Origin of the sequence: Variovorax guangxiensis (genome assembly GCF_003952165.1) — a bacterium.
In the GTDB taxonomy this organism is placed as follows: Bacteria; Pseudomonadota; Gammaproteobacteria; order Burkholderiales; family Burkholderiaceae_C; genus Variovorax; species Variovorax guangxiensis.
In genome coordinates this window covers 22,892-46,000 of the sequence record NZ_RXFT01000008.1, presented here as the reverse complement: position 1 = coordinate 46,000, position 23,109 = coordinate 22,892, and the positions used below count along the sequence as shown (strand labels likewise).

The 23,109-nt window shown below is 66.1% G+C and carries 21 protein-coding genes; all 21 read right to left on the bottom strand.

From position 1 onward, the window contains the following. Positions 1-19: 19 nt before the first annotated feature. The 21 genes from EJP67_RS19150 to flgB all read right to left on the bottom strand — a co-directional run bounded on the left by EJP67_RS19150 (position 20) and on the right by flgB (position 22,944). The gene (locus tag EJP67_RS19150) at positions 20-1,735 is read right to left on the bottom strand and encodes a methyl-accepting chemotaxis protein (RefSeq protein ID WP_126023297.1); all 1,716 of its coding nucleotides are present in this window, start codon (positions 1,733-1,735) and stop codon (positions 20-22) included. Between the two features lie 20 nt (positions 1,736-1,755). Then, positions 1,756-3,474, bottom strand: coding sequence for a methyl-accepting chemotaxis protein (locus tag EJP67_RS19145; RefSeq protein ID WP_126023296.1), 1,719 nt, complete (start codon positions 3,472-3,474; stop codon positions 1,756-1,758). Between the two features lie 68 nt (positions 3,475-3,542). Beyond that, complete coding sequence (locus tag EJP67_RS19140; RefSeq protein ID WP_126023521.1) at positions 3,543-5,240, bottom strand: methyl-accepting chemotaxis protein; 1,698 nt, start codon at positions 5,238-5,240, stop codon at positions 3,543-3,545. A gap of 26 nt (positions 5,241-5,266) precedes the next feature. Continuing rightward, positions 5,267-6,868, bottom strand: coding sequence for a methyl-accepting chemotaxis protein (locus EJP67_RS19135; protein WP_126023295.1), 1,602 nt, complete (start codon positions 6,866-6,868; stop codon positions 5,267-5,269). 70 nt (positions 6,869-6,938) lie between these two features. Beyond that, a complete protein-coding gene (locus EJP67_RS19130; RefSeq protein ID WP_126023294.1) occupies positions 6,939-7,433 on the bottom strand; it encodes a chemotaxis protein CheW in 495 nt (164 codons plus the stop codon). Positions 7,434-7,494: 61 nt separating this feature from the next. After that, positions 7,495-9,111: a methyl-accepting chemotaxis protein gene (locus tag EJP67_RS19125; RefSeq protein ID WP_126023293.1), complete on the bottom strand. Its 1,617-nt coding sequence runs from the start codon at positions 9,109-9,111 to the stop codon at positions 7,495-7,497. Between the two features lie 18 nt (positions 9,112-9,129). Further along, the gene (locus EJP67_RS33655; RefSeq protein WP_165909652.1) at positions 9,130-9,282 is read right to left on the bottom strand and encodes a hypothetical protein; all 153 of its coding nucleotides are present in this window, start codon (positions 9,280-9,282) and stop codon (positions 9,130-9,132) included. Between the two features lie 109 nt (positions 9,283-9,391). Continuing rightward, positions 9,392-11,107, bottom strand: a complete 1,716-nt coding sequence (locus EJP67_RS19120; protein WP_126023520.1) for a methyl-accepting chemotaxis protein — start codon at positions 11,105-11,107, stop codon at positions 9,392-9,394. A gap of 104 nt (positions 11,108-11,211) precedes the next feature. After that, positions 11,212-12,930, bottom strand: a complete 1,719-nt coding sequence (locus EJP67_RS19115) for a methyl-accepting chemotaxis protein (RefSeq protein WP_126023292.1) — start codon at positions 12,928-12,930, stop codon at positions 11,212-11,214. Then, positions 12,927-13,226 (bottom strand): hypothetical protein, encoded by a 300-nt coding sequence (locus tag EJP67_RS19110; RefSeq protein WP_126023291.1) that lies wholly within the window; start codon positions 13,224-13,226, stop codon positions 12,927-12,929. Before EJP67_RS19110 ends, EJP67_RS19115 begins: the two co-directional genes overlap by 4 nt. Positions 13,227-13,232: 6 nt before the next feature. Beyond that, on the bottom strand, positions 13,233-14,795 hold the full coding sequence (locus EJP67_RS19105) for a methyl-accepting chemotaxis protein (RefSeq protein ID WP_240650724.1): 1,563 nt from the start codon (positions 14,793-14,795) through the stop codon (positions 13,233-13,235). A gap of 66 nt (positions 14,796-14,861) precedes the next feature. Further along, on the bottom strand, positions 14,862-15,380 hold the full coding sequence (locus EJP67_RS19100) for a chemotaxis protein CheW (RefSeq protein ID WP_126023289.1): 519 nt from the start codon (positions 15,378-15,380) through the stop codon (positions 14,862-14,864). Between the two features lie 34 nt (positions 15,381-15,414). Beyond that, entirely contained in the window at positions 15,415-16,395 is a 981-nt protein-coding gene (gene flgJ, locus EJP67_RS19095) for a flagellar assembly peptidoglycan hydrolase FlgJ (RefSeq protein ID WP_126023288.1), read from the bottom strand. Between the two features lie 13 nt (positions 16,396-16,408). Beyond that, positions 16,409-17,500: a flagellar basal body P-ring protein FlgI gene (locus tag EJP67_RS19090; RefSeq protein WP_126023287.1), complete on the bottom strand. Its 1,092-nt coding sequence runs from the start codon at positions 17,498-17,500 to the stop codon at positions 16,409-16,411. A 218-nt stretch (positions 17,501-17,718) separates the two neighbouring features. After that, the gene (locus EJP67_RS19075) at positions 17,719-18,438 is read right to left on the bottom strand and encodes a flagellar basal body L-ring protein FlgH (protein ID WP_126023519.1); all 720 of its coding nucleotides are present in this window, start codon (positions 18,436-18,438) and stop codon (positions 17,719-17,721) included. Between the two features lie 17 nt (positions 18,439-18,455). Next, positions 18,456-19,238, bottom strand: coding sequence for a flagellar basal-body rod protein FlgG (gene flgG, locus EJP67_RS19070; protein ID WP_093197930.1), 783 nt, complete (start codon positions 19,236-19,238; stop codon positions 18,456-18,458). A gap of 46 nt (positions 19,239-19,284) precedes the next feature. After that, positions 19,285-20,031, bottom strand: coding sequence for a flagellar basal-body rod protein FlgF (gene flgF / locus EJP67_RS19065; RefSeq protein ID WP_126023286.1), 747 nt, complete (start codon positions 20,029-20,031; stop codon positions 19,285-19,287). 37 nt (positions 20,032-20,068) lie between these two features. Next, positions 20,069-21,289 (bottom strand): flagellar hook protein FlgE, encoded by a 1,221-nt coding sequence (gene flgE / locus EJP67_RS19060; protein WP_126023285.1) that lies wholly within the window; start codon positions 21,287-21,289, stop codon positions 20,069-20,071. 70 nt (positions 21,290-21,359) lie between these two features. After that, complete coding sequence (locus EJP67_RS19055) at positions 21,360-22,046, bottom strand: flagellar hook assembly protein FlgD (protein WP_126023284.1); 687 nt, start codon at positions 22,044-22,046, stop codon at positions 21,360-21,362. 49 nt (positions 22,047-22,095) lie between these two features. Further along, positions 22,096-22,518 (bottom strand): flagellar basal body rod protein FlgC, encoded by a 423-nt coding sequence (gene flgC, locus EJP67_RS19050; RefSeq protein WP_126023283.1) that lies wholly within the window; start codon positions 22,516-22,518, stop codon positions 22,096-22,098. Between the two features lie 18 nt (positions 22,519-22,536). Continuing rightward, positions 22,537-22,944, bottom strand: coding sequence for a flagellar basal body rod protein FlgB (gene flgB, locus EJP67_RS19045; RefSeq protein WP_126023282.1), 408 nt, complete (start codon positions 22,942-22,944; stop codon positions 22,537-22,539). Between the last annotated feature and the right edge of the window lie 165 nt (positions 22,945-23,109).

The following is a 23,109-nucleotide window of genomic DNA, read 5'->3' as shown; positions in this document are numbered from 1 at the left end:
AAGTTGAGGGCCCTGCCGCTCAGAACTCGGTCCAGTCGCCCTTGCCGTCGCCAGCCATGGCCAGCTGCGGTGCACCCGCGGGCTCCTTGCGCGTCGGCAGGGCCTTGGCGGGACGCTTCGGTGCCGGCCTGGCCGGCTTGGGAATCGGCGTGATGCGCGTGAACCCGGGACGCACGGTGGCCACGGCGTTGGCGTCGAGCTTGAAGATGCTGACGGCTTGCACGAGGCTGCTGGCCTGCTCCTGCAGCGACTGCGCGGCGGCGGAGGCTTCTTCCACCAGCGCGGCATTCTGCTGAGTGACCTGGTCCATCTGCGTGATGGCTTGATTGATCTGCTCGATGCCCGACGTCTGCTCCTGGCTCGCTGCGGTGATCTCTCCCATGATGTCGGTCACGCGCTTGACGCTGCCCACGATCTCTTCCATCGTGCGGCCGGCCTCTTCCACCTGCTTGCTGCCTTCCTCGACCTTCTCCACGGAATCGCCGATCAGGGTCTTGATTTCCTTGGCTGCCGCGGCCGAGCGCTGAGCCAAACTCCGGACCTCCGAAGCCACGACAGCGAAGCCCCGGCCTTGCTCCCCGGCACGAGCAGCCTCGACAGCGGCATTCAGCGCCAGGATGTTGGTCTGGAACGCGATGCCGTCGATCACGCCGATGATGTCGACGATCTTCTTGGACGAGGCATTGATCGAGCCCATGGTGTCGACGACTTGGGAGACCACGCTGCCGCCCTTCACCGCGACTTCGGAGGCCGACACAGCCAGCTGATTGGCCTGCCGTGCGTTGTCCGCGTTCTGCTTGACCGTCGAGGTCAGCTCTTCCATCGACGCCGCCGTCTGCTCCAGCGAACTCGCCTGCTGCTCGGTACGCGAAGACAGGTCCTGGTTGCCCGAAGCGATCTCGCTCGAAGCCGTCGCGATGGTCTCGGTGCCTGTGCGCACCTCGCCCACCACCTTCGCAAGGCTCGCATTCATCTCGCGCAGCGCATGCATCAGCTTGCCCGTCTCATCGCGGCTTTCCACAGTGATGTTCGAGCTCAGGTCGCCCGCGGCGACCGTCTGCGCGACCTCCACGGCGTGTCCCAGCGGGCGCACGATGCCCACCGTCAGGCGCCATGCGAACAGCGCGCCCAGCGCCAGCGCGATCACCGACAGCACCAGCAGCGTCTGCTCGCCGGTCGTGTGATCGGCTTCGATGCCCTTTGCCAACTCGTCGATGCGATCGCGCTGGTAGGCGGCGAGCTTGCCCACGGCCTCCTCGTAGACGGCGAGCGCGGACGCGAACTGGGTGTCGGCCATCACCATGGCCTCCCCGTCCTTGCCTTCGGCCTTGAGCTTGTTGATGTTCCCGATCACCGTCAGCACCACGCTGCGCGGATCGGCGATGGCGGAGTACAGCTTCTTCTCCTCGGGTGAGGTCAGCAGCTCCTCGAGCTTCTTCTGCACCGGGTTGATCTGCGCCGACTTGTCGGCCCGCGCCTTCTCGAAATAGGCGATCGACTTGGGGTCGGTCGCCTTGACCATCGCGAAGGAGTTCGCGACCGCGGGCCCGAGCAGCACGGCCCACTGGTTGGCCAGCCGCTCCTTGACCAGCGCGCGCTGCATCATGTCTTCCGTGGCCTTGCCCACGCTCGCCAGCCGCAGCATGCCAGTGGCCGCGATGACCGCCATCAGGAGCAGAACGGCTGCAAAGCCGAGGCCCAGGCGGGTTCCGATTCTCAGATCCTTCAGGTTCATTTGACTTCCTCTTGCTCTATTCAGAATTCGGTCCAGTCGCCCTTGGCATCGCCGGCCATGGCGAGCTGCGGGGCTGCTGCGGGTTGTTGACGGGTGGGCAGGCCCTTGGCGGGGCGCTTCGATGCAGGCTTGGCGGGTTTGGGGATCGGTGTGATGCGCGTGAAGCCGGGGCGCGCGGTGGCCACCGCGTTCGCGTCGAGCTTGAAGATGCTCACGGACTGGACGAGGCTGCCGGCCTGCTCCTGCAGCGACTGCGCGGCGGCGGAGGCCTCTTCCACCAGTGCCGCGTTCTGCTGCGTGACCTGGTCCATCTGCGTGATGGCCTGGTTGACCTGCTCGATGCCCGAGGTCTGTTCCTGGCTCGCTGCAGTGATCTCGCCCATGATGTCGGTCACGCGCTTGACGCTGCCCACGATCTCTTCCATCGTGCGGCCGGCTTCTTCCACCTGCCTGCTGCCCTCTTCGACTTTCTCCACCGAGTCGCCGATCAGGGTCTTGATCTCCTTGGCTGCTGCGGCAGAACGTTGCGCAAGGCTGCGGACTTCGGAAGCGACGACGGCGAAGCCCCGCCCTTGCTCCCCGGCACGAGCAGCCTCGACAGCGGCATTCAGCGCCAGGATGTTGGTCTGGAACGCGATGCCGTCGATCACACCGATGATGTCCACGATCTTCCTGGACGAGGCATTGATCGAGCCCATGGTGTCGACCACCTGGGACACGACACTGCCGCCCTTCACCGCCACTTCGGAGGCCGACACAGCCAGTTGATTGGCCTGACGGGCGTTGTCCGCGTTCTGCTTGACCGTCGAGGTCAGCTCTTCCATCGACGCCGCCGTCTGCTCCAGCGAACTCGCCTGCTCTTCCGTACGCGACGAAAGATCCTGGTTGCCCGAGGCGATCTGGCTGGATGCCGTCGCGATCGTGTCGGTGCCTGTGCGCACCTCGCTCACGATCTTCACCAGGCTGTCGTTCATGCCCTTCAGCGCTTCGAGCAGCTGCCCGGTCTCGTCGGTCGTCCGCGCCTCGATGCGGCTGGTGAGGTCCCCGCCGGCCACCGACTGCGCGACCTTCACCGCCTCCTCCAGCGGACGGGCGACGATGCGCGCGATCCACAGCGCAAGCCCGAGGCCCAGCACCACGGCGCCCAGCAGCAGGCCCAGCACCCAAAGCCTGGCCTGCTGGTGCACGGCGTTGGCGGTCTCGCCGGCGCGGACCGCGCCCGCGAGATTCACCTGCGTCAGCCTGTCGAGCGCGGCATTCATCTCGCGGCTGAGTTGCTGCGACTTGCCGCGGATCATCGCGCTGGCCTGGTCGGTGTCCTGCGTGTGCGAGATGGCGACGATCTTCCGGTGCTCCAGCTCGTATTGTGCAAGAAGCTTCTCGAATGCCGGGAAGATCTCGCGCTCCTCGGGTTCCGATATGAAGCCCGCGTACTCGGCACGCATCTTCTGCAGCGCGGCCCACGATTCGTCCATCGCCTTCTCGTACGCGGCCATCTCGTTGAACGAACCCGACAGGGCATGCGCCATTTCCTGCGAACGGTAGTTCGCCACCATGCCCTTGAGCTCGAGCAGGGCGCGCGTGGCGGGCAGCCACTTGGTCGAGAGCTCCGTGGAGGTCTCGTGCACCTTGGAAAGCTGCAGCATCGAGATCACGCCCAGGCAGGCCGTGAGCACGAGGACCGCGACGAACGACACGAGCAGCTTGGTCGCGATCTTGAGGTTGTAGAAAGCTTTGATGATCGTTTCCTTGGAGGCCTGAAGGGCCGATTCGGTGTTCCGGTTTTCTTTGCGGTCCAGGCCCGCGTTCAGAACTCTCGCCAGTCGCCGTCGCCAGCCACGGCCAGCTGCTGCGGGGTCGGCAGCGACGGTTCGACATGGGCCAAGGGTGGCTTTCCGGCTTGCGCCCGGGGCGCGGCATGGCTGCCGCTTGCGTCGAGCTTGAAGATGCTCACGGACTTGACGAGATTGCCCGCCTGCTCCTGCAGCGATTGAGCCGCTGCGGAGGCCTCTTCCACCAGCGCGGCGTTCTGCTGAGTGACCTGGTCCATCTGCGTGATGGCCTGGTTGATCTGCTCGATGCCCGAGGTCTGCTCCTGGCTCGCTGCAGTGATCTCTCCCATGATGTCGGTCACGCGCTTGACGCTGCCCACGATCTCTTCCATCGTGCGGCCGGCCTCTTCCACCTGCTTGCTGCCCTCCTCGACCTTCTCCACGGAATCGCCGATGAGGGTCTTGATTTCCTTGGCTGCAGCGGCAGAACGTTGTGCAAGGCTGCGAACCTCGGAAGCCACGACAGCGAAGCCCCGGCCTTGCTCACCTGCACGTGCGGCTTCAACGGCAGCGTTCAGCGCCAGGATGTTGGTCTGGAAGGCGATGCCGTCGATCACACCGATGATGTCGACGATCTTCTTGGACGAGGCATTGATCGACCCCATCGTGTCGACCACCTGGGACACGACACTGCCGCCCTTCACCGCCACTTCGGAGGCCGACACAGCGAGCTGGTTCGCCTGTCGCGCGTTGTCTGCGTTCTGCTTGACCGTCGAGGTCAGCTCTTCCATCGACGCCGCCGTCTGCTCCAGCGAACTCGCCTGCTGCTCCGTGCGGGAAGACAGGTCCTGGTTTCCTGCCGCAATCTGCTCCGAAGCCCTGGCGATGGTGTCGCTCGAATCCTTGATCTCCACGACGATCGACGTCAGCTGCGACTGCATCTTGCGGATGGAGTGCAGCAGGCTGCCGTCGTGCGCGGCGTCGGCGCTGACAGCCAGCGACAGGTCGCCGTCGGCGATGCGGCCGACCACGTCGGCGGCGTATTGCGGCTCGCCACCGAGCTGCCGCCCCATCAGGCGCGCCACCAGCACACCCAGCCCGACGCTGGCCACGATGCCGGCCAGCGCCAGACCGAGCATCGTCAGCCTGGAGGCCTTGTAGGTGCCATCGGCCTGCTCGGCGCGCTCGCGTGCATGGTCCTTGCTGTAGGCGACCATGCGCTGGAGCACCTCTTCCAGGCCGCGTGATTCCTTCAGCAGGCGCGTGCTGTCCTCGCTCACCTGGCTGTCGAACTGGGTGCTGTCCAGCGGCTGCTTCTTCAGCAGCGTCACGAAGTCATTCATGCGCGTCGTCAGCGGCCCGATCAGTCCTTCGAACTGGGCGAACAGCTTCGCGCCTTCTTCGGTCTCGCTGAAGAAGGATTTCACCTCGGCCGCGCGCGCCGCGAGATTTTCGATGGACGCCTTGATCTCGTTCGCGCCCGCATTGCGCTCGCCGAGCGTGCCGGCCGACAGCAGCGTCATCTGCGCGCGGCTGGCATACAGCAGGCGGATGTTGGCGTCCTGTACGCCCTGCAGGGCGCGAAGCTCGTTGGCGTAGAGCGCTTCGGTCGATGCGCTGATGCGCCCCATGTGGAAGATGCCGAGCGCACTCACGGCGGCACCGATTGCCGCGACCACGAGGAAGCTCAGGATCAGCCGGACCGTGACGCGAAGGTTCTGGAACCACTGCATTGTCTTGTTTGCCATCTTCTTCTGCCTCATGCCGCCGGTGCCGAGAACGCCAGCCGATGGGCCGGACCGGCAGCGTGGCTGCCACCGAGGCGGAACACGCCCACCACCTGCGACAGGCTTCCGGCCTGCTCACGCAGCGACTGGGCGGCGGCGGAGGCTTCCTCGACCAGCGCGGCGTTCTGCTGCGTCACCTGGTCCATCTGCGTGATCGCCTGGTTGATCTGCTCGATGCCCGAGGTCTGCTCCTGGCTCGCCGCGGTGATCTCGCCCATGATGTCGGTCACGCGCTTGACGCTGCTCACGATCTCTTCCATGGTGCGGCCGGCCTCTTCCACCTGCTTGCTGCCCTCCTCGACCTTCTCGACGGAATCGCCGATCAGGGTCTTGATCTCCTTGGCTGCGGCGGCGGAGCGCTGGGCCAGGCTGCGCACTTCCGAAGCCACGACAGCGAAGCCACGGCCTTGCTCGCCCGCACGTGCGGCTTCAACGGCAGCGTTCAGCGCCAGGATGTTGGTCTGGAACGCGATGCCGTCGATCACACCGATGATGTCCACGATCTTCTTGGACGATGCATTGATCGACCCCATCGTGTCGACCACCTGCGAGACGACGCCGCCACCCTTGACCGCGACTTCGGATGCGGACACGGCCAGCTGGTTCGCCTGCCGCGCGTTGTCCGCGTTCTGCTTGACCGTCGAGGTCAGTTCTTCCATCGACGCCGCCGTCTGCTCCAGCGAACTCGCCTGCTGCTCGGTGCGCGAAGACAGGTCCTGGTTGCCTGAAGCGATCTGGCCCGAAGCCGTCGCGATGGTTTCCGTGCCCGAGCGCACCTCGCCCACCACCTTCGCCAGGTTCGTGTTCATCTTCCGAAGCGCTTCCATCAGCTGCCCCGCCTCGTCGCGGCTTCGCACTTCGATGTTCGCGCTCAGGTCGCCCGCGGCCACCGTCTCGGCCACCTGCACGGCCTGCGCCAGCGGGCGCACGATGCTGCGCGAGATGAAGAACGCGAAGACGCCGCCGCTGATCACGACCAGCACGGTCAGCAGCAGCTGCAGGTTGAAGCTGCGGGTGTTGGCCGCGTCGATGGCCTCGCTCATGTCGTCGATGGCCTTGCGCTCCAGCGACAGCAGGTCCAGCACGCGGGTCTCATAGGCCTTGGCGGCCGGCTGGAAGATTTCCTTGAAGACGCGCGCTGTCGCCACCGTGTCGCCGCCGGCCTTGGCCTTGCCCACGTCGTCCTTCGCCGTCTGGTACTTCGCCCGCAGTTCGAGGATGGACTTGAGGATCGCCTTTTCCTCCTCCGTCACCAGCAGCTTCTCGACCTTGGCGATGGTCTCGCTGCCCTTCTTCACGCTGTCGGAGATGACGTCGGCGAAGACCACCGGCAGGCTCTCGTCGGTGGTGCGGGCGATCATCGAGGTGCGCGCGATGGCCGAGTAGGTCAGTACGTACCAGTCGGAGATGAGCCGCTCCTTCGCGAGCGGACTGCGCATCATGATCCGCGTGGCTTCCGCGTTGTTGCGCGACGAGACCAGCGCGATGGCGGTCGAGACCACGGTCAGGCCCAGGACGATGGCGAAAGCCAGCGCCAGCCGGTTGCCGATGCGAAGGTTGGAGAGGAAGTTCATGATGCGGACATTCAAGAGTGGAAGGTTGGAAACCGGGCCGACCCTGCAGTGCTCCGGCCGTGGTCCTGGCTCAGGCGGTGGCGGCTGCTTCGACCAGGCCCATCTCCTCGCTGGACATGAGCCGGTCGATGTCCACCAGGATCAGCATCCGCTCTTCCAGCGTGCCCAGCCCGATCAGGTAGTCCGCGTCCAGCACCGATCCCATCTCCGGCGCCGGCTTGATCTGCTCTCCCGTCAGCGTGATCACGTCCGACACGCTGTCCACCACCATCCCCACCACACGACCTCCGATGTTCAGCACGATCACCACCGTGAACTGGTCGTACGTCGGCTCGCCCAGCTTGAACTTGATGCGCATGTCGATGATCGGAACGATGATTCCGCGAAGATTCACCACGCCCTTGATGTACTCCGGCGCGTTCGCGATCCGCGTCACCGCGTCGTACCCGCGCAGCTCCTGCACCTTCTGGATGTCTATGCCGTATTCCTCTTCGCCAAGCTTGAAGGTCACCACCTCCAGGCGGCTCACGCCGGTGGCGGAAGAGCCCGAGGCGGCTTGTTGCATGGGATCTCTTGCCTTGTTCAGCATCTTTTCTTCTCCGGTTTGATTGGGTTTGCGTGGTTCTTCAGGCGGGTTCCGCGACGGCCTCTGCGGCCTCGGCCCTGAAGACGCGCACGGCTTTCACGAGGCCATCGGCCTGTTCCTGCAATGACTGGGCTGCGGCCGAGGCCTCCTCGACCAATGCGGCGTTCTGCTGCGTGACCTGGTCCATCTGCGTGATGGCCTGGTTGATCTGCTCGATGCCCGAGGTCTGCTCCTGGCTCGCCGCGGTGATCTCTCCCATGATGTCGGTCACGCGCTTGACGCTGCCCACGATCTCTTCCATCGTGCGGCCGGCCTCTTCCACCTGCTTGCTGCCTTCCTCGACCTTCTCGACGGAGTCGCCGATCAGGGTCTTGATCTCCTTGGCTGCTGTTGCGGATCTTTGGGCCAGGCTGCGGACTTCCGAAGCGACGACGGCAAAGCCGCGGCCCTGCTCACCGGCTCGGGCGGCTTCAACGGCCGCGTTCAGCGCGAGGATGTTGGTCTGGAACGCGATGCCGTCGATCACGCCGATGATGTCGACGATCTTCCTGGACGACGCATTGATCGAACCCATGGTGTCGACGACTTGGGAGACCACACTGCCGCCCTTGACCGCGACTTCGGAGGCCGACACCGCGAGTTGGTTGGCCTGCCGCGCGTTGTCCGCGTTCTGCTTGACCGTCGAGGTCAGTTCTTCCATCGACGCTGCCGTCTGCTCCAGCGAGCTCGCCTGCTGCTCCGTGCGCGAAGACAGGTCCTGGTTACCCGAAGCGATCTGGCTCGAAGCCGACATCACGCCCGTCACGTTGGCGCCCACGTCCGCGACGATGGCGAACAGGTTCGCGCTCATCTGGTTGAGCGCGCGCAGCAGCCCGGTGATTTCGTCGCCGCGCCGCACGTCGAAGCGCACGAGATCGCCGCCCGCGATGGCACGCGCCACGTGCACCGCCTCGTCGAGCGGCCGGAACACGGTGCGCACCAGGAACTGGCCCAGGCCCAGCCATGCCAGCGCGAAGCCCGCGCCCGCGGCGGCCATGGCGCCGGGCAACCAGCTCTGCGCACCGGCGAAGGCAACCAGCCGCGACGCTTCCATCCAGCCGAAGACGCCCAGCCCCAGCGACAGCAGCGCCCCCATGCCGGTCGCGCCGAAGACGCGCTGGCGCACGGGAATGCGGCGCAGCCGGGCCAGCGGGTCCTTCCAGCCGCGCGAGACCACTTCGCCCTGCAGCAGTTCGATGTCCTTCGCCCGGCCTTCGCGGATGCGCGCATACAGCGCTTCGGCCTCGGCCACCTCGGCACGACCCGGCTTGCTGCGCACGGACATGTAGCCCTGCGTGCGGCCGTCGCGGCGGATGGGCGTGACATTGGCGAGCACCCAATAGAAGTCGCCGTTCTTGCGGCGGTTCTTGATGAGGCCGGTCCAGGGAAGTCCCTGCCCCAGCGTCTGCCACAGGTCGGCAAATGCTTCGGGCGGCACGTCGGGGTGGCGCACGATGTTGTGCGCCTTGCCCATGAGTTCGGCCGCGGTGAAGCCGCTGGCCTCGACGAAAGCGGGGTTGACGTAGGTGATGCGACCCTTCATGTCGGTGCGGGACACCAGGGCGGCGTCCGGCGACAGTTCGTACTCGATGCCGGTGACGGGAAGATTGACGCGCATGGTCCGTTCGTCCTCCCCTCAGGCCGGGATCAGGCGCAGCCGCGCGACCAGGCTCATCCGCACGATCGCCTGATTGATCCACCCGGAGTCCATGGTCAGGGCCATCGGCGTCGGTGCCGCCGCGAAACCCGGGCCGGGCCGAGTGCCGTTTGTCAGATCCTTCAAGCTCATACCTCTTTCTTCCTTCTCTAGCGTGAGACCGGGCCGCCGCATTCGATGGATGCACCAGCACCGTCGTCCTGTTATCGGCACGTGCGCGCCAGAGTTGAGCCCTTTGTTATCAGAAAGTGGTCCATTCGTTAGCGTCGGCGCCGGCCATGGCCAGCTGGCGCACGGGCTCGCCGCCTTTCTCGCTGCCTTCCGGTCCGCGCGCGTAAAGAGCATTCACCGGCTTCGCTATGGGGGTGATGCGGCTGGGACCCGGACGCTGCGCGGCACTGATGCCCGCGCCCTGATCCAGCTTGAAGATGCCCACGGTCTGCACGAGGCTTCCGGCCTGCTCCTGCAGCGACTGCGCGGCGGCGGAGGCTTCCTCGACCAGCGCGGCGTTCTGCTGCGTCACCTGGTCCATCTGCGTGATCGCCTGGTTGATCTGCTCGATGCCCGAGGTCTGCTCCTGGCTCGCCGCGGTGATCTCGCCCATGATGTCCGTCACACGCTTCACGCTGCCGACGATCTCGTCCATCGTGCGGCCGGCTTCTTCCACCTGCCTGCTGCCCTCTTCGACTTTCTCCACCGAGTCGCCGATCAGGGTCTTGATTTCCTTGGCCGCTGCTGCAGAACGTTGAGCCAGGCTGCGGACCTCCGACGCCACGACGGCGAAGCCGCGGCCCTGCTCACCTGCCCGGGCTGCCTCGACGGCCGCATTGAGCGCCAGGATGTTCGTCTGGAACGCGATGCCGTCGATCACGCCGATGATGTCGACGACCTTCCTGGACGACGCATTGATGGACTCCATGGTGTCCACCACCTGCGACACCACCATGCCGCCCCTGGTCGCGACTTCGGATGCCGAGACCGCCAGCTGGTTTGCCTGCCGCGCGTTGTCCGCGTTCTGCTTGACGGTGGAGGTCAACTGTTCCATCGACGCGGCCGTCTGCTCCAGCGAGCTCGCCTGCTCTTCGGTGCGGGAAGAAAGATCCTGGTTGCCGGATGCGATCTGGCTCGATGCCGTGGCGATCATGTCCGTGCCGAGGCGGACTTCGCCGACCACCTTGGCAAGGCTCATGTTCATGTGCTTCAGCGCCTGCATCAGCTGGCCGGCCTCGTCGCGGCTTTCAACGCGGATGTCCACGCGCAGGTCGCCGGCAGCCACGGTCTCCGCCACTTCGACTGCATGGCCCAGCGGCCGCACGATGCCCGAGCTCAGGCGCCACGCGAACAGCGCCCCCAGCACGACGGCAACGGCAGCCAGCGACAGCAGCATGATCCGGCCTGCGGCATAGTCTTCCGCGATGTCGCGGGCGGCCGCGTCGATCTCGTCGTGCTGGTGCTGGTCAAGCCTGTCGACTGCGATGCCATAAGCTGCCAGCGCCTCGGAGAAGGTGGTGTCGACCATCTTCTGCGCTTCTTCGATCCGCCCCCGGTCCTTGAGCGTTGTCAGGTTCGTCACAATCTCGCGCACCCTGGTTCGCGCGACCATGATCTTTTCGTAGAGCTCTTTCTCCTCCGGCGTGCTCAGCCTCGACTGGAACTCTTTCTGGACCGAGGAGATACGCTCCATGCCGGTCGACTGGAGCTTGGCGAAATAGGCTTCGAGCGTGGCATCCGGCGCCTTGATCATGGCAATGGTGGCGACCGAGGTCGACCTGAGATTGCTCTGCCATTCGCCGGCCAGGCGTTCCTTTGCCAGCGCCTGGGTCATCATCCTCTCCGTGGCCTGGCTCACGTTGGCCAGCCTCCATAGCCCGATGCCGGCCATGCAGGCCACAAGCAACAGCATCACCGCAAAGCCCAGCCCCAGGCGTGTGCTGATTCTCAGGTCCTTGAATCTCATACTTCCTCCTCCGATGACAGGGGACGGCACCCATGCTTGCGCGACATGCGCAACACCGTCACCCCGCTATCGGCATCGGAGTCTCGGACCTTCAATTTGTTAACTCAGAACTCGGTCCAGTCACCCTTGGCGTCGCCGGTCATGGCGAGTTGCGGGGCGGCCGAGGGCTCCTTGCGCGCGGGCAAGGCCTTGGCGGGACGCTTCGGCGCCGGCCGGGCGGGCTTGGGGATTGGGACGATGTGCGTGAACCCGGGACGCACGGTGGCCACCGCGTTCGCGTCGAGCTTGAAGACGCTCACGGACTTGACGAGATTGCCCGCCTGCTCCTGCAGCGATTGAGCCGCTGCGGAGGCTTCTTCCACCAGTGCCGCGTTCTGCTGCGTCACCTGGTCCATCTGCGTGATCGCCTGGTTGATCTGCTCGATGCCCGAGGTCTGCTCCTGGCTTGCCGCAGTGATCTCTCCCATGATGTCCGTCACGCGCTTCACGCTGCCCACGATCTCTTCCATCGTGCGGCCCGCTTCTTCCACTTGCTTGCTGCCCTCTTCGACCTTCTCCACCGAGTCGCCGATGAGGGTCTTGATTTCCTTGGCTGCTGCGGCCGAGCGTTGAGCGAGGCTGCGAACTTCGGAGGCGACGACGGCGAAGCCCCGCCCTTGCTCCCCGGCACGAGCAGCCTCGACAGCGGCATTCAGCGCCAGGATGTTGGTCTGGAACGCGATGCCGTCGATCACGCCGATGATGTCGACGATCTTCTTGGACGAGGCATTGATCGAGCCCATGGTGTCGACGACCTGGGAGACGACACTGCCGCCCTTCACCGCCACTTCCGAGGCCGACACAGCCAGCTGATTGGCCTGCCGTGCGTTGTCCGCGTTCTGCTTGACCGTCGAGGTCAGCTCTTCCATCGAAGCTGCCGTCTGTTCGAGCGAACTCGCCTGCTCTTCCGTACGCGACGAAAGATCCTGGTTGCCCGAAGCGATCTGCGCCGAAGCCGTCGCGATCGTGTCGGTGCCTGTGCGGACCTCGCTGACGATCCTGGCGAGGCTTTCGTTCATTTCCCTGAGGGCATGCATCAGCCGGCCGGTTTCGTCCTTCGACGCCACCTCGATGCGCGAGCTGATGTCGCCTGCGGCGACCTTCTCGGCCACCTGCACGGCCTGGCCGATGGGCCGGGTGATGGAGCGCGTGATGAGCCATGCGATGCCTGCGCCGATGAGCACGGCGAAGCTGGCCAGCGCCAGCATCAGGTTGCGCGACCACGCATAGCCTTCGCCTGCCTCCTGGTTGGCCTCCATGGAGCGTCGCTCCTGGTGCTCGGCCATCGCCTCGAGTTCCGCGAGCGCGGCCCTCACGGCGGGCTGGAACCTGGAGATGAAGAGCGCTGTCGCCTCTTCGTTCCTGTTCTGCAGCGCCAACTCGCTGATCTGCGCATTCAGGGGCACGAGCACTGCCACCTTCTCGTCGATGCGCGCGAGCAGCGCCTTGCCCTCCGGCGTGGCGAGCAGCTTGGCCAGCGCACCCCGGCTTTCGGTGAAGCGCTCGCGCGCAGCGGCGACCTTCTTCGACTCCGCCCGCATGGCCGCGTCGTCGGTCAGGAGAATCATGTTGCCGTCGAGGATCGCAATGTCGCGGATCGAGTCCAGCATCCTGTTCACCAGGACCACCTTGACGTTGTTGCCGGTGACGATGCCGTTGAGCCGCGACTGGATGTCGGTCATCGCGCTGAGGCCGAGGCCGGCAATGCCTGCCAGCAGCAGAAGGACGGCGGCAAAGCCCGCGCCGAGGCGGGTGCCGATCTTGAGATTGAGAAGCGAATTCATGGGGAAAGGTTTTTTTCGGAAATCTTCGTGTTGACGTGCTCGAGCAGCCGGTCCAGCCGGTCGGACACCTTGGCTGCGTCATGGGTGGAACGCGTGACCGATCGCATGACGAGCCAGACGACGGCGACGGCGGTCAACAAGGCCGCCACGCCGAGCACGAACACTGTCTGCTGCGCCCACTCGTAGCCCGCGCCGGCCTGGAAGCCGAGACTCAGGGCGATCGCGAGCAGGAGCAGCAGGATGGCGAAGCGCGCGCCGATGCGCAGGGCTCGCCTGGGACTGATACGCGTGCGCATGGGTCTTCAGGCCGGCAGGGCTTCCTCTTGCGCGTCGAGCTTGAAAGTGCTGACCGCGCGCACGAGGCTGTCGGCCTGCTCCTGCAGCGACTGGGCGGCGGCGGAGGCTTCCTCGACCAGTGCGGCGTTCTGCTGCGTCACCTGGTCCATCTGCGTGATGGCCTGGTTGATCTGCTCGATGCCCGAGGTCTGCTCCTGGCTCGCCGCGGTGATCTCGCCCATGATGTCGGTCACGCGCTTGACGCTGCCGACGATCTCGTCCATCGTGCGGCCGGCTTCTTCCACTTGCTTGCTGCCTTCCTCGACCTTCTCGACCGAGTCGCCGATCAGGGTCTTGATCTCCTTGGCTGCTGTTGCGGATCTTTGGGCCAGGCTGCGGACTTCCGAAGCGACGACGGCAAAGCCACGGCCTTGTTCACCTGCTCGAGCAGCTTCAACAGCAGCGTTGAGTGCCAGGATGTTGGTCTGGAACGCGATGCCGTCGATCACGCCGATGATGTCCACGATCTTCTTGGACGAGGCATTGATCGAGCCCATGGTGTCGACGACCTGGGACACGACGCTGCCGCCTCTGACGGCGACTTCGGACGCGGACATGGCCAGCTGATTGGCCTGCCGCGCGTTGTCCGCGTTCTGCTTGACCGTCGAGGTCAGCTCTTCCATCGAAGCAGCCGTCTGCTCCAGCGAGCTGGCCTGCTGCTCCGTGCGCGACGAAAGATCCTGATTCCCCGCAGCGATCTGCCGCGAAGCCACCGCGATCGAATCGGTGGATGCCTTGATACGCGTCACCAGGTCGGTGAGCGTGTCTTCCATGTCGCCCATGCCGCGCAGCAGCCGGCCGAAGTCGCCGCCGCGCTCGGTCTCGAATTCCTTGCTCAGGTCGCCCGCGGCCACCGTCTCGGCGATCAGCAGTGCCTCGCCGATCGGCTCCACGATGCTGCGCGTGAGCAGCCATGCGGTCGCCGTGCCGGCGACCAGCGCGAAGGCGGCAAGCGCCACGATCCAGATGCGGCCCGAGCGGTATTGCGTGTCGATGGCGGCGGCGGTCCTGTCGATCTCCCGTTGCTGGTAATTCACCATGGCGCGAATGCTCGCGTCGTAGGCGTCCAGCGCGGGCATGAGCTGCGCGTCGGTCAGCTTCGCCGCCTCGTCCTTGCGGCCGTCGGCCTTGAGCTTGAGGATCTGGTTGCGTAGCTCGATGTATTCGCCGCGCTTCTTCTTGATGTCGGCGCTCAGCGCCAGTTCTTCGGGCGAGGCCAGCACGGCTTCGAGCTTCTTCTGCGTTTCGGTGATGATGGCGCTGGTGGCCGAGATGTTCTTCTGCAGATAGGCCTGTACCGCCGGGTCTTCGCTCTTGAGCAGCGAGAAGGTGCGCACGCTGTTGGTGTTGGTGGCCAGCTGCCATGCGGCCGCAAGCCGCTCCTTGGCCAGCGAGGCGCCGGCCATCGCCTGGGTCGCATCACCCACGGCCTGCAGCCGGAGCACGCCGATGCCCGCGATGAGCACCACCAGCGCCAGCACGCATGCGAAGACGACGCCCATGCGCCGTCCGACCGTCCAGTTCTTCATCATGTCCGTGTCTCCTGTCGGAACCTCTGTCTCGTGGTTGTGTGGGTTCGGGCCCGGATCGGACGCTCAGGCGGCCATCTTCTCGACCAGTCCCATCTCCTCGCTGGACATGAGCCGGTCGATGTCCACCAGGATCAGCATCCGCTCCTCCAGCGTGCCCAGCCCGATCAGGTAGTCCGCGTCCAGCACCGATCCCATCTCCGGCGCCGGCTTGATCTGCTCCCCCGTCAGCGTGATCACGTCCGACACGCTGTCCACCACCATCCCCACCACACGACCTCCGATGTTCAGCACGATCACCACCGTGAACTGGTCGTACGTCGGCTCGCCCAGCTTGAACTTGATGCGCATGTCGATGATCGGAACGATGATCCCCCGCAGGTTCACCACCCCCTTGATGTACTCCGGCGCGTTCGCGATCCGCGTCACCGCGTCGTACCCGCGCAGCTCCTGCACCTTCTGGATGTCTATGCCGTATTCCTCTTCGCCAAGCTTGAAGGTCACCACCTCCAGGCGCGTGCCCGCGCCCTGAGGTTGCGGCGCCTGTGCGTGCCGGATTGCGGTTGCTGCTGCGGTCTCTGCCATGGCTTTTCCTTGGTGCGGCGAGCGCTGTGGCGGCTCAGCCGAATTTCTGCATGATGCGAACCAGCTTCTCGCCGTAGCGCGGGTCGGTCGCGTAGCCCGCGCGCTGCAGGCCGTGGGCCGCCTCGTTCGGGTCGTCGGTCGCCAGCACGTTCGCGTAGCGCGGGTTGCGGGTGATGAAGCGTGCGTAGTCAGTGAAGGCTTCCTCGTACGAGCCGTAGGCGCGGAACTTCGCGCGCACCTTCTGCGGCTCGCCGTCGACATACTCGGTGGTCGTGGTCTCGACCGTCGCGCCTTTCCAGCCGCGGTCTGCCTTGATGCCGAACAGGTTGAAGCTCTGCGTGCCGTCGTCGGCGCGGATCTCGCGCTTGCCCCAGCCCGACTCGAGCGCGGCCTGCGCGAGGATCAGCGGCGCGGGCACGCCGCTGGCCGTGCTCGCGGCCTGCGCGGATGCGCCCATGCGGCCCACGAATTCGTCGACCTGCCCCTGCAGCGATCCGGTGTTCGCGCCCTGCGTGCGCCGGTCGCTGTTGAACTGGTAGATGCCGAGGTCCGCGGTGCGCGCGGTCGAGGCGACGGGCGCCGAACCGATCGGAATGCCCGCGCGCGCACCCAGGGGAAAACCTGGCGCGAGCGGCTCCAGCTGCATCGGCCTCACGCCGATCTCCGCATCGGCCTGCGCGTCGGGCGGGCCCGACGGCATGCTGCGGCGCAGCTGCGCAAGCATCGCCTCGGCCAACCCCACGCCGCGCCCCGAGAGGTTCTGCGTGAGCTGCTGGTCGAACATCGACAGGTACACCTTCTGGTCCTGGCTGTCGAAGAGGCCGCTCGACGGCGTCGCCTCGCGCATGCTCTTGAGCACCATGTTCATGAACAGTGCCTCGAACTGCCGCGAGACCTGCTGCAGCCCTTCTTCAGGCGAGCTGCGCACCGTGCGGCGCAGGGCGTCGACGCCCTGCACGTCGAGCGCGAAACGCTGGTCGAGCGCGCCACTCCGGTCGTTGGCCGATACCGTCATCGCCCCGGCCCCGTCAGATGATTTCGAGCTCGGCGCTCAGGGCGCCGGCCGACTTCATGGCCTGGAGAATGGACACCAGGTCCTGCGGATTCGCGCCCAGGCTGTTGAGCCCCTTGACCACGTCCGACAGCGAGGCGCCGCCGCGCACCATCTGGATCGCGCCGCCGCCCTGGTTGACCGAGATCTGGGAGGTCTGAGCCGCCACGGTGCTGCCACCGGAGAACGCGCCCGGCTGGCTGATGACCGGCTCGGTGTTGATGACCACCGACAGGTTGCCGTGCGCGATGGCGCAGTCCTTCACGCGGACGGCCTGGTTCATCACCACGGAGCCCGTGCGGGCGTTCACCACCACGCGGGCACCGGCCTGCGTCGGCGTCACCTCGAGATCTTCGAGCCGCGCGAGGAAACCCACACGCTGCTGCGGCTCCGGCGCGCGCACGCGGATGGAGCGCGCATCGATGGCCTCGGCCGTGCCCGAGCCGAACTGCCGGTTGATCGCATCCACCGCGCGCTGCGTGGTGCCGAAGTCGGAGCGGTTCAGCTCGATCGAGAACGTGCCCTCCGCGCCCACGGGCGACTCCACCGTGCGCTCCACCAGCGCCCCGCCGGGAATGCGCCCCGAGCTGAGCTGGTTGACCTGCACCTTGCTTCCGTTGGCCGACGCACCCGCGCCGCCCACCACCATGTTCCCCTGCGCCACGGCATACGTCATGCCGTCCACGCCCTTCAGCGGCGTCATCAGCAGCGTTCCCCCGCGCAGGCTCTTCGCATTGCCCATGGAAGACACCGTCACGTCGATGTTCTGCCCCGGCCGCGCGAACGAAGGCAGCGTGGCCGTGACCATCACCGCCGCCACGTTCTTCAGCTGCATGTTCACGCCCTGCGGAATCGTGATGCCCAGCTGCTGCAGCATGTTGTTCAGGCTCTGCGTGGTGAACGGCGTCTGCATCGTCTGGTCGCCCGTGCCGTCGAGACCCACCATCAGCCCATAGCCGATCAGCGGGTTGTCGCGCACGCCCTGAATGCTCGCCAGCTCCTTGAGCCGCTCCGCATGAGCAGGAACAAACAACAAGCAACCGAGCACCGCCAGCGCCGCGATGCGCAAGCGAGCCCGAAAATTCGCGGGATGCCACGGAACCGGCTTTGCCGGGCCGTAGGCATCGCCCCCTGCAAGGGGGTGGGCGCAGCGACACGGAGTGCGCGAAGCCTGGGGGTGAATCCAGGACCACCGCGGAACCGGCTTTGCCGGGCCGCAGGCATCGCCCCCTGCAAGGGGGTTGGAGAAGCGACACGAAGTGCGCGAAGCCTGGGGGTTTTCCATGTTCAGAACGGCATGACGTTGAGGAAGAAGCGCTGCATCCAGCCCATGTGCTGCGCCTCGTCGATATAGCCTTTGGCCGAGTACTCGATGCGTGCATCGGCCACCAATGTGGAGGGCACGGTGTTGTTGCCCGAGACGGTGCGCGGGTTCACCACGCCCGAGAAGCGGATGAACTCCGTGCCCTGGTTGATGCCCATCTGCTTCTCGCCGCTGACCAGCAGGTTGCCGTTGCTCATCACGTCCGTCACCGTGACCGTGATCACGCCGTTGAAGGTGTTGTTGGCGTTGGCGCCGCCCTTGGCGTTGAGCGAGTTGGTGCCCGAGAGCTTGGCGTCCTGCCCGTCGAGCAGGCCGCCGATGAGCTTGGGAATGACTGCGAACACGCTGGCGGTGCTGCCGGTGCGGCTCGCGTTGGCGCCCGAGTTCTTGGTGGCGTTGACCTTCTCGCTGATGACGATGGTGAGGATGTCGCCGACGTTGCGCGGGCGGCGGTCTTCGAAGAGCGCATTCGCGCCGGGGCCGTCCTGGAAGATCGCACCGGGCGATCGCCGCGTCTGCACCGCCGCGTAGTTGTCGGAGCGCGCCGTCATCGGCTGGTGCACCAGCGGCTCGCGCGGAACCTGCGCGCAGCCGGTGGCCAGCACGGCGGCGGCGAGCAGCGGCAGCAGCCGCGTCCTCGCGTCGGCCGCACTGCGGCAAAGAAGACGCAACGCCTGCAACATCGTCACCACCATCACGCTCACAGCTGGGCCAGGCGCTGCAGCATCTGGTCCGAGGTCTGGACCGCCTTGCTGTTGATCTCGTACGAGCGCTGGGTGGCGATCATGTTGACCAGCTCTTCCACCACGTTCACGTTGGAGGCCTCGACATAGCCCTGGCTCAGCGTGCCGGCGCCGTCGACGCCGGGGTTCACCTGGTTGGGAGCGCCCGATGCGTCGGTCTCGGCATACAGGTTCTCGCCCAGGCTCTGCAGGCCGGTGGGGTTGACGAAGGTGGCGAGCTGCAACTGGCCGATCTGAACGGTGTTGGTGCTGCCCGCCTGCACCACCGAGACGATGCCGTCGCGGCCCACGGTGATGCTGGTGGCATTGGCCGGCACGGTGATGGCCGGCTGCACGGGAAAGCCGCTGGCGGTGACCAGCTGGCCGTCGCGGTCGGTCTGGAACGAACCGTCGCGGGTGTACGAGGTGGTGCCGTCGGGCATCAGCACCTGGAAGAAGCCGCCGCCGCTGATGGCCACGTCGGTGGGCTTGTCGGTCTTGGTGAGGTTGCCCTGCGAGTGGATGCGCTCGGTGGCGACCACGTGCACGCCGGTGCCGACCTGCAGGCCCGAGGGCAGGCGCGTCTGGTCCGACGACTGGCCGCCGACCTGGCGCAGGTTCTGGTAGACGAGGTCCTCGAACACGGCGCGGCTGCGCTTGAAGCCGGTGGTGCCGACGTTGGCGAGGTTGTTGGAGACCACGTCGAGCTGCGTCTGCTGCGCGTCGAGGCCGGTCTTGGCGATGTAGAGGGAGCGGATCATTTTTCTGGAAGTCCTGCGGAAGAGGTTGCGAGAAGGAGAGCGCGCATCAGCCGTAGGCCAGCAGCTTGTTGGCGGACTGCGCGTTGGTGTCGGCCGTCTGCAGCGACTTCATCTGCATCTCGAAGCTGCGTGCGTTGGCGATCATGGCCACCATCGTCTCGACCGGGTTGACGTTGCTGCCTTCCACCACGCCGCTGACCAGCGTGACGGCCTCGTCGGCCTCGGCCGGCGGCTGGCCGGCGCGCATGCGGAACAGGCCGTCCTCGCCGCGCTCCAGTTCGGCGACCGGCGGATTGACCAGCTTCAGGCGGCCGACTTCGGCAATGCCCGTGAGCGTGGTGGAGGCCGCGTCGCGCGCGCCCACCAGGCCGTTGGCGGCGATGCTCACCGTGGAGCCCGGCGGCACTGTCAGCGCGCCGTTGTCGCCCACCACCGGGCGCCCGCCCATGGTGGTGAGCTGGCCGTCGGCGCCGATCTGCAGGTTGCCCACGCGGGTGTAGGCCTCGCCGCCGTCGGGCGTCTGCACCACCAGCCAGCCCTGGCCGCTCACGGCCACGTCGAGCGCGCGGCCGGTCTCGGTGAGTGGGCCGTGGGTGAAGTCGGCGCCGGGCGTGGTGGCCGCCACGAAGGCGCGAGTGGGCGCCTCCTCGCCGACCACCGGCACCGCGCGGAAGTTGGCGATCTGCGCGCGGAAGCCCGGCGTCGAGACGTTCGCCATGTTGTTGGCGACGGCGGCCTGCTGTTCCATGACCTGCTTGGCGCCGCTCATGGCGACGTACAACATGCGATCCACTGGGTGCTCCTGGTGTCAGTCTTTCTGGGGCGCCGCCTCAGCGGATGTTCATGAGCGTCTGCATGACCTGGTCCTGCGTCTTCACCGTCTGCGCATTGGCCTGGTAGTTGCGCTGCGCGACGATGAGGTTGACCAGCTCGGAGGTGAGGTCGACGTTGGATGCCTCCAGCGCGCCCGACTGCAGCGAGCCGAGCTTGGTGCCCTCGCCCGGCGTGCCGGTGAGCGGGTTGCCCGAGGCCTGCGTCTCGGCCCACACGTTGTTGCCCTTGGGCTCCAGGCCGTTCGGGTTGGCGAAGGAGGACAGCACGACCTGGCCCAGCAGCTTGGTCTGCTCGTTGGAGAACTTGCCGGTGATGGTGCCGTCGGCGTTGATCGAGAAAGAGGTGAGCTCGCCCGAGCGGTAGCCGTCCTGCGCGAGCTTGCTCATGGCGTTGGCGGCGCCGAACTGCGTGGTGCCCGAGATGTCGAGCGTGGGAGTGAGTGCCGCGGCGCCGTTGGTGAGGTTGAGCGTGCCCAGGCTCAGCTGGCCGCTGGCCGGCGCGGTCATCTTGCCGGCCGAGTCGAAGGTCAGGGTGCCGAGCGCGGCGCCGGCGTTCAGCGCCGCACCGTCGGCCGTGCCGTACACGCTCCAGGTGTTGGCGGGCGTCGCGTTCTTCACGAAGTAGACGGACACGTCATGCGGGTTGCCCAGCGAGTCGTAGATGGGGCCGACGGCGTTCGAGTAGTTGAAGGTATCGGAATCGGCCGCGTTGAAGGGCGTCTTGGTGGGCGCGGTCTTGCGCGCGTCGAGGTTGAACTCGGCGTCGATGCCGGTCGTGGCCTTGGGCGTCATGGGCGTGGTCGGAATCTGGATGGCCGCCGGCGTGCCGCCGCTGATGCCGCCGTTGGCGTTCGCGCCGAAGCCGGTGAGGCGCAGGCCCGAGGCGTTGACGATGTAGCCGTCCTTGTCGCGCGTGAACTGGCCGTTGCGCGAGTACATGACTTCGCCAGTGGCGCTGGTCAGGCGGAAGAAGCCGTCGCCGTTGAGGATGGCCACGTCCAGCGGGCGGCTGCTCGACTGGGTCACGCCCTGCGAGAAGTTCTGCGTCACGCCGGAGACCGAAGCGCCCAGGCCGACGCGCGAGCCGGCGTACACGTCCTGGAAGGTTGCGGCGGCCGACTTGAAGCCGACGGTGCCCGAGTTGGCGATGTTGTTGCCGATGACGTCGAGGTTGGCCGCGGCCACGCCGAGTCCGCTGATGCCCTGGGAAAAAGCCATGATGGTTCCTTGTCTGCCGTTGGATGCGGCGCGTTTGCGTTGGATGCGAAGAGGAAGGGAAAGAAGACGCTCAGAGGAACAGGCGCACGTCGGACAGGCTGATGTTGCTGCCCGTCATCAGTTCGAGCGTGACGCCGGCAGCGCCCTGCTTGACCGCCGCCACCTGCGAGAAAGTGAGCGCCGTGGCCTTCACGGTGGTTCCGCTGTTGCTTGCGTCCACGGTGAAGCGGTAGGCGCCCGCGGGCACCACGGCGCCCGTGTCGTCCTTGCCATCCCAGGTGACGGCGTTGACGCCTTCGGTCATGGAGCCGGCGTTGATGGTGCGCACGACCTTGCCGGTGGAATCGACGATCTTGATGTCGACGTCGGAGGCCGTGCCCGGCAGTTCGACGGCGAAGGCCTGCGACGCGGGCTCCTTGCCTGCCTCGGGCTCCTTGGTGGTGAGCGAATCGCCCGGCGACAGCACGTTGTAGCCGATCAGCGAAGTGGCCTGCAGCAGCTGGTTGGAGCTGGTCTGGTTCACCAGGCCCGAGAGCGTGCTGTTGAGCTTCTCGATGCCGCTGACGGTACTCATCTGCGCCAGCTGCGAGGTGAGCTCGGCGTTCTGCATCGGGTTGAGCGGGTCCTGGTTGTTCAGCTGCGTGACCAGCAGCTTCAGGAAGCGCTGCTCGCTGTCGACGTTCGAGGTGCTGCTGTTGCCGCCAACCGCGGAGGCGGCGTTCTGTCCGGTGATGGACGAGGTATCGGAAATGGCCATGGCGCGTTCGTGCCTGTTCTTTCTTGTGCGTCTTGCGGGACTTGGGGAGTTACTGGCCGAGGGTCAGCGTCTTGACCATCAGCGTCTTGGCGGTGTTGAGCACTTCGACGTTGGCCTGGTAGCTGCGCGAGGCGGAGATCATGTTGGTCATCTCCTCGACCACGTTGACGTTGGGCATCGCCACGTAGCCTTCGGCGTTGGCGTGCGGGCTCTTGGGGTCGAACACGAGCTTCGGCGGGGACGGGTCTTCCACCACGCCGGCCACCTTGACGCCGCCGATGTCCCCGGCGCCGTACGACGAGGGAGCGACCTGGAACACGACCTGCTTCGCGCGGTAGGGCATGCCGTCGGGGCCGGCCACGCTCTCGGCGTTGGCCATGTTGCTCGCGGTCACGTTCATGCGCTGCGACTGCGCGGTCAGGGCCGAGCCGGCCACGTTGAAGATGTTCATGGAGGTGCTGTTGAAGGGCATGGAACGGGCTCTGGCTGCTTACTGCTGCACCGCAGAGAGCAGCGACTTGATCTTCGCGTTGATGACGGTGAGGTTCGATTCGTAGCGCAGCGCGTTGTCGGCGAAGGCGATGCGCTCGACGTCCATCTCGACGGTGTTGCCGTCGAGGCTGGACTGGTTGGGCACGCGGTAGAGCAGGTCCTTGTCGGGCATGGCCTGCGCCTGTCCCGCGAGATGGCGCGACGAGGTGGTGGCCAGCGACATCGACTGCGACGCGCGGCCGCGCTCCACGGCGTCGCTCAGGCGTGCGCTGAAGTCGAAGTCGCGCGCCTTGTAGTTGGGCGTGTCCGCATGGGCGATGTTGGCCGCGAGGACCTCCTGGCGTTCCGCGCGGAGGTTGAGGGCTTCGCGGTTGAAGCGAAGCGCCGCATCCAGCTTGTCGAGCATGTTTGTTCCATCCGTTGAGGCGTCGCCAGTGCGCGGGGCGCAGCGACAGATGGAAAGCGAGTCTATGCACGAGCCGCTTTTGCAATCGCCCGAACAAAGGGGGTTTTCGCCTGCTGCTCGCAACTTCGATAGCCGCACGGATTTCTAGAATTTCCGTGCGGCGGA